This window comes from Vibrio sp. OPT41 (assembly GCF_015163595.1).
In the GTDB taxonomy this organism is placed as follows: Bacteria; Pseudomonadota; Gammaproteobacteria; order Enterobacterales; family Vibrionaceae; genus Vibrio; species Vibrio alginolyticus.
Genome location: NZ_JADDYH010000031.1, coordinates 1 through 6,738, shown reverse-complemented (window position 1 = coordinate 6,738; position 6,738 = coordinate 1). Strand labels below are relative to the sequence as shown.

Annotated in this window: 6 protein-coding genes, 5 tRNA genes and 1 rRNA gene; 9 read left to right on the top strand and 3 right to left on the bottom strand. The window is 43.0% G+C overall.

Annotated elements, in window-relative coordinates; all coding sequences use genetic code 11:
- The first annotated feature begins 113 nt into the window (after positions 1 to 113).
- Together rrf and IQP38_RS14270 are read left to right on the top strand one after the other, a co-directional pair.
- Positions 114 to 230: ribosomal RNA gene (gene rrf, locus IQP38_RS14275) — 5S ribosomal RNA — on the top strand.
- A gap of 77 nt (positions 231 to 307) precedes the next feature.
- A tRNA-Asp gene (locus IQP38_RS14270) sits at positions 308 to 384 on the top strand.
- Positions 385 to 1,055: 671 nt separating this feature from the next.
- Here IQP38_RS14270 and pssA read toward each other — a convergent pair.
- Both pssA and IQP38_RS14260 read right to left on the bottom strand, forming a co-directional pair.
- Positions 1,056 to 2,396 carry a CDP-diacylglycerol--serine O-phosphatidyltransferase gene (gene pssA / locus IQP38_RS14265; RefSeq protein ID WP_025998545.1) on the bottom strand — a complete coding sequence of 447 codons (1,341 nt, stop codon included), beginning with the start codon at positions 2,394 to 2,396 and terminating at the stop codon, positions 1,056 to 1,058.
- A 71-nt stretch (positions 2,397 to 2,467) separates the two neighbouring features.
- Entirely contained in the window at positions 2,468 to 2,899 is a 432-nt protein-coding gene (locus IQP38_RS14260; RefSeq protein WP_017633746.1) for a GNAT family N-acetyltransferase, read from the bottom strand.
- A 101-nt stretch (positions 2,900 to 3,000) separates the two neighbouring features.
- On the opposite strand from IQP38_RS14260, the gene murB reads away from it, so the two are divergent.
- Together murB and birA are read left to right on the top strand one after the other, a co-directional pair.
- Positions 3,001 to 4,044 (top strand): UDP-N-acetylmuramate dehydrogenase, encoded by a 1,044-nt coding sequence (gene murB / locus IQP38_RS14255; protein WP_053303319.1) that lies wholly within the window; start codon positions 3,001 to 3,003, stop codon positions 4,042 to 4,044.
- Positions 4,041 to 5,006 (top strand): bifunctional biotin--[acetyl-CoA-carboxylase] ligase/biotin operon repressor BirA, encoded by a 966-nt coding sequence (gene birA / locus IQP38_RS14250; protein ID WP_005373054.1) that lies wholly within the window; start codon positions 4,041 to 4,043, stop codon positions 5,004 to 5,006. Before murB ends, birA begins: the two co-directional genes overlap by 4 nt.
- Positions 5,007 to 5,013: 7 nt before the next feature.
- Here birA and coaA read toward each other — a convergent pair whose 3' ends face one another.
- Entirely contained in the window at positions 5,014 to 5,937 is a 924-nt protein-coding gene (coaA, locus tag IQP38_RS14245; RefSeq protein WP_005388683.1) for a type I pantothenate kinase, read from the bottom strand.
- 205 nt (positions 5,938 to 6,142) lie between these two features.
- Between coaA and IQP38_RS14240 the strand changes: the two genes are divergently transcribed.
- The 5 genes from IQP38_RS14240 to IQP38_RS14220 all read left to right on the top strand — a co-directional run.
- Positions 6,143 to 6,218: transfer RNA gene (locus IQP38_RS14240), tRNA-Thr, on the top strand.
- 36 nt (positions 6,219 to 6,254) lie between these two features.
- Positions 6,255 to 6,339 (top strand) — tRNA-Tyr (locus IQP38_RS14235).
- Positions 6,340 to 6,374: 35 nt separating this feature from the next.
- Positions 6,375 to 6,449: transfer RNA gene (locus IQP38_RS14230), tRNA-Gly, on the top strand.
- A 13-nt stretch (positions 6,450 to 6,462) separates the two neighbouring features.
- Positions 6,463 to 6,538, top strand: a tRNA-Thr gene (locus IQP38_RS14225).
- Positions 6,539 to 6,639: 101 nt separating this feature from the next.
- Positions 6,640 to 6,738: GTP-binding protein (locus IQP38_RS14220; RefSeq protein WP_135300427.1), on the top strand; the 99-nt coding region annotated here is incomplete at its 3' end.

Genomic DNA, 6,738 nt, shown 5'->3' with positions numbered 1-6,738 from the left:
GCCCGTGAGGCTTAACCATACAACACCCAAGGGGTTTTGATGGACTCAATGTAAGAACATTGAATGTGTAAGAACGAGAATTAAAAAAACAGCTTTCCAGATTAAAGAATTTGCTTGGCGACCATAGCGTTTTGGACCCACCTGACTTCCATGCCGAACTCAGAAGTGAAACGAAATAGCGCCGATGGTAGTGTGGGGTTTCCCCATGTGAGAGTAGGACATCGCCAGGCTTTAGTTTTATTTTCACTTTTTCGAAAAGTGAAGACAAAAGCGGACGCTTGCTTATTAAAGCGAGTGATACCACTGCGGAGTGGTAGTTCAGTTGGTTAGAATACCGGCCTGTCACGCCGGGGGTCGCGGGTTCGAGTCCCGTCCACTCCGCCACTTATATTAAGCCTCAGTCGAAAGACTGGGGCTTTTTTCGTTTCTACTGCGGCGTTTCCCTGAAGTGTGTTTACACCTAACTAGACTACTCCCCATAATCCCTACTAAGCGAACTCTGCGTGATTACACACTAGGCTTTAATTAATTATAGGCCGGTGATGCTGTGGAAAGACAATATGACCTACGAACAAGCCTAAGTAATCTATGGTATTCAAAGGCGTTCAACGGCTTGAATCTTGATGAGAAAGAAAAAACGAGCTGTGCGCATAATCCAGAAAAGCGTCATATATACCCCAATCTCTCCTGGCTCAAAAATCAAACGACTTGAAAAGAATTGGAAGGTGAAAGATTGAAGGAGCTCTTCATTAGCGAGGTGATGATTTTCGACGCTGAACATTTGATGAGTCTCAGAAAAAATATATCGCCAAGGGGTAAGAAGCGCCAAAACAGAGAGGGGTAGCTTAGCTCGAGGCTGTAAGCTATGCGGAATACTCACAAACGTCAAAGCTCAAATCCATTAAGAGAATCGCTCTAGATCTAAGTGGTTATGTGCTCACTAGCGGTACTAGAAAATAGTTAAGTATTCCAAATGGATTATATGAAAAAGCCAACTGCTAAAGCGGTTGGCTTAGTATAAAAATCTCGACGTACTTTAGAGCGAGAAATGATGTCTAAAGAATACGTTTTAAAACACCATCTGCCTTTAGGCGGGTGATTTTTCTGACCAGTCGCTGTACCCCTATAGGATAGTCTTCTACTTTCTCTAATTGCTTATAAGTACAGATAAGGTGAGTATGCTCAAGAATACGCGAAACTTCGTCTTCAAACTTCCCAGTGAGCTTCGCATAATTGTCTTGTATGAGTAGCCCATTTTCTAGGTCGAGTGACCAAGCACGTGGATTTAGGTTATTCCCAGTAAGTAGCATATAGCGTTTATCAACCCAAATACCCTTAAGGTGGAAGCTGTTATTGTCATGCTTCCATAGGTGAATTGACAATTTACGTGCGGCGATATTCGCTTCATTGGCTTTCGCAAAGCGACGCAAATTCACTTCGTAAAGATATGGAAGTCCGCCAATGGTTTTAAAGTCTTCCTCAGGTGCAATGTAAAAGTCGTTGGCGGTTTTATCACCCACAACAATAGTTACTTTCACACCACGCTTCATGGCTCGTTTCACTTCACGATGAAGTGCTTTAGGGAAGTTAAAGTAAGGCGTACAAATGAAAATTTCGTCTTGGGCTGCTGCCAATAACTTTACAATCTGTTGATTGAGCAGATTACGGCGTTTGCCTAGCCCAACTAACGGAGTGACTTTTACACTTTCTTCTGTTGCAGCTTGGTCTTCAAACTTATAGTTGGCTTGAGCAAGAGAAGCCCTCAGTTGGCGAATCGCCGACTTTATTTCTTTGGTTTCTGGCTTATCTTTTCCTGCAAGATCATTAACGGCAGGGTGAGCAATCATTTCTTCCTGAATGAATTGCACCATTGAATTCGCTAAAGATTCATGTCGAATCATATGGTAACGATCAAATCGATAACGTTCATGATAATGGAGATAAACGTTATTTAAGCTCGCTCCACTGTAGATAACAGTATCATCGACAATGAAGCCTTTTAAATGCAGTACCCCAAAAACTTCTCTGCCACGCACTGGTATGCCATAGACAGGGATTGGGTGCTGGTACTTACTGGCATATGCTTTGTAAAGCGCTGAATTACCCTCAGATGTCTCCGCACCAATCAGGCCACGCTGCGCTCGATGCCAGTCGACACAGATATTGATGTCCAACCCAGGATTGCGCTGTTTCGCTTCATAAAGCGCAGTGAGAATTTCACGTCCAGCTTCATCATCTTCCAGATATAGAGCGACTAGGTAAATTCGCGACGTTGCTTTGCTGATAGCATCTAAAAGACGGGTTCTGAATGATTCTGCTGAATACAGAACATCAAAGTCTTCCGGATTGACAGCGAGACTTGGCAACTGTTCGAATGGATTCCTACTTACTATCATATCGGTATGAGTACCTTAGTTTAGTGCAATATTGCGAACCTGCCATTTTATCAAAGATATGATTTACCTGGCTACAAAAGCACGCGTTTTGATGTCGTTGAAGAGATGAATTGCATTGGAATGAGATCTTTACCGCTATCTACGTAACGTTGAAATGCCATTTTTAGCGGGTGTGGTAGCTCAGAGCAATCAATTGTTGTGAATCCATGCTTGGAATAATAGGATTCGAGATGTGTAAACGCGAAGCAATAATCGCCATCAGTGAAAACATTGTTTTTACAATGGGTTAGTAGTTTTTTTCCAATCCCTGTTCCCCTAACTTTCGGAATGACCAACATTCCTGTCAACAGACGAACTTTATCTACACCTTTTAAACGTAGTAACGCAATGATTTCACCCTTATGGCTTGCTGTAATGATCAATTCATCCTTTTTGGCTCGACCCGCAGGGTAATACGCTTTGTATAGTTTCTTAATGAGGGGGAGCTTGATGGGATTTAACACTTCTATGATTAATGAGTCTGGTATTGTCACTGCGGTTAAAAGATAACTAATGTAGAATGTCGACAGTTTAAGAGAATCTTATCTGGTGTTGCAAACCTACTATGCAAATTAAAACAAATGCGAGCCTAAAGGCTTACCATACTTTTGGAATTGAACAATCGTGTTCCTATTTAGCTATCGTTGAGTCGCTCGAAGATGTTATTGAGCTATTTCAAAACCCAAGATTCACCCATTTACCGAAACTTTTTTTAGGTAAAGGAAGTAATGTTCTTTTTACAGAACATTTTGAGGGATTAGTGATTGTTAATCGAATCATGGGTAAAGAAGTCACGGAAACGGATGAGCACTACCTATTACATATTGCCGGTGGTGAAGATTGGCCTGAATTGGTTTCCTGGTGTGTGAATCAGGGGATCGGTGGGATCGAGAACTTAGCTTTGATTCCGGGTTGTGCTGGCTCGGCTCCTATTCAGAACATTGGTGCGTATGGCCTAGAGCTAAAAGACATCTGTGATTATGTAGATGTTCTTGACCTAACTACGTTTGAAAACAAAAGAATGCACGCCCAAGACTGTGAGTTTGCCTATAGGGATTCCATATTTAAACATGCGTTGCACGGAAAGTGCTTTATCACCGCATTAGGGCTTAAGTTGGCGAAGCAATGGCAGCCGATTAACCAGTACGGCCCTTTACAAAGTATCCCAGAAGAACAACTCAGCCCTGCTTCTATCTTCGAACGAGTATGCCAAGTGCGAAAGGCAAAACTACCAGATCCAACCAAGATAGGTAACGCAGGTAGTTTCTTTAAAAACCCAGTGATCACGCAAGATCACTATGATCGACTCACAAAAAAATACCCTAACGTAGTGGCCTACCCAGCTTCTGGAGGAATGAAAATTGCTGCTGGTTGGCTTATCGATCAGTGTGGATTAAAAGGGAAGTCTGTACACGGTGCGCAGGTCAACCCTATGCAAGCTTTGGTTTTGACCAACATGGATAATTGTAGTGCAGATGACATTGTCGCGCTTGCTTCTTTAGTGAAGCAGACAGTATGGGACAAATACCAAATCATACTTGAGCATGAAGTACGCTTTCTCAATCGTACTGGGGAGACCAATTTGGCTCAGATCGAGGCATCTAGATGAGAAAAGATCACTCTACGAAACTTCATATTCTAAAGTTATTAAGTGATGGCGAGTTTCATTCAGGAGAAGCGTTGGGCGACGATCTTAATGTTTCTAGAGCGGCAATCGCTAAGCACATTAAAGGTCTTAGTGAATGGGGTATTGATATTTATCGAGTGCAAGGGCGCGGTTACCAATTAGCCTCACCATTGCAGTTGTTAGACGAGACTCTCCTTACCACTAGCTCGGAGTCACTTGTTGAACTCGTCCCTGTGATTGACTCAACGAATCAATATTTGCTCGACAGAGTCGCGGATTCGGAAAAGGGCCGTGTTTGTATTGCTGAATATCAAGCACAAGGGCGTGGTCGCCGCGGTAGACAATGGGTCTCACCGTTTGGCTCTAACTTATATCTCTCTATGTATTGGCGACTGGATGCAGGAATGGCTGCGGCAATGGGCTTGAGCTTGGTGATTGGGATTGCCGCAGTGGAAGCTTTGGAAGAAGTAGGCATGCAAGGTGTTAAACTCAAGTGGCCGAATGACTTGTATTATCAAGATAAAAAACTGGCCGGAATCTTGGTTGAAATGTCGGGTCAGGCCGGTGGGGCTGCTCATCTAGTGATTGGGATGGGCCTGAATATTGGAATGCCTGACGACCAGCCTGAGATTGACCAGCCATGGACCACGTTGAACCAAGTAAATCAGAGTCTCAAGATCGATAGAAATGTTCTAGCAATGACACTTATCAAGCATTGGAATTCCGCACTTGTCGAATATGAAATGAAAGGACTTACTGGCTTTATCGAACGTTGGAATCGGTTAGACAATTTCCTTAATCGTCAGGTCAAACTGCTTATTGGTCCTAGAGAGGTATATGGCGTCGTTCGAGGCATCGATCATCAAGGTGGAATATTAATCGAAACCTCCCAAGGACTAGAGACTTATATTGGTGGTGAAATCTCGTTGCGTAAAAGTGACTAATCTTCGATTACTTTCGCAACGAGACTTTATCAACTAAGTGGTTAACGCCTTTGTGTAGAATCAAGTGGGCTCTCTCACGAGTTGGAAGAATATTCAATTCTAAATTGAGCCCATTAATATCATGCCAAATTTGCTTCGCTTTTTTCTTTGCGTCATCGACAGAGAGTTGTGTGTAGTGGCTAAAATAAGAGCCTGGTTTCGTAAAGGCCCCTTGGCGAAACTTTAAAAAGCGTTCTACATACCAATGTTCAATGGTCTCTGTTTCTGCATCGACATAAATTGAAAAATCTAAAAAGTCAGAGACGAAGACACGATGCGGGTCATGTGGATAGTCCATTCCACTTTGCAGAACGTTTAAACCTTCAATAATAAGAACATCCGGTCTATCCACTTTTCTTAGTTCATCAGTAATGTCATACGTGATGTGAGAGTAGATGGGTACTTCAAGATCGGGCTTTCCTGCCTTTACGTCAGACATGAACTCGACTAAGCGCTTGATATCATAGGATTCTGGGAAGCCTTTACGATGCATGATACCGCGTTCTTCTAGTACTTTTTTCGGATATAGGAAGCCATCTGTTGTAACCAAGGACACTTTGGGATGATTCTCCCAACGAGAAAGCAATGCCGTTAGAATACGAGCAGTCGTACTTTTGCCTACAGCAACACTGCCAGCGATACCAATTACGAAAGGGGGAGCATGTTCCTCTGTATTTAAGAATTGTTGTAATACGGAATTGCGGCTTTGACGAGCCTGGACATACAGATTCAAAAGACGAGACAAAGGAAGGTAGATCTCTACCGCTTCCTCCATGGTTAGGTTTTCATTAATGCCCTGAAGCGCAGTCAAGTCGTCTTCAGAAAGTGTCATCGGTACAGAGTTTCTTAACTCGGCCCAATTTGCACGGTCAAATGACAAAAATGGACTCATGGGTCTCTTTTATCCTTGGTTTAATAGAAGCAAGAACATACATCAAGCGAACTTCAAAGCAAACGACAAAGGTCGAAGTTTACTTTAAAAAAGCTAAGTTTGTACGAATTTGCAGCAAACGAATCTAAAAAATCGAAATTTATGATTTTTTTTCAAATTACTATTGCAACCTAGAAAATCATTCAATAGAATGCGCACCAATTATGCCGACTTAGCTCAGTAGGTAGAGCAACTGACTTGTAATCAGTAGGTCACCAGTTCGATTCCGGTAGTCGGCACCATTCTTTCCTTTAGTAGTCTGAATGGCTTGAAAATTTGGAGGGGTTCCCGAGTGGCCAAAGGGAGCAGACTGTAAATCTGCCGGCACTGCCTTCGATGGTTCGAATCCGTCCCCCTCCACCATATTCTTTAGGAAATAGCTCTCAGAGTTACGTGTTGCGGGCATCGTATAATGGCTATTACCTCAGCCTTCCAAGCTGATGATGCGGGTTCGATTCCCGCTGCCCGCTCCACTCTAATTTGAGTGCTGATATAGCTCAGGTGGTAGAGCGCATCCTTGGTAAGGATGAGGTCGGCAGTTCGAGTCTGCCTATCAGCACCAGCTCTCAAGTTTATTTCCTTTTGATATTAGATTTACCAATTATCTTTTTTGGTTGCGTGGTCAATTTGGGCCACCTAAATCCGTACCTAGAGGGACCACTCATGTCTAAAGAAAAATTTGAACGTACGAAACCGCACGTTAACGTTGGTACTATCGGCCACGTTGACCACGGTAAAACAACTCTAACTGCAGCTATCTGT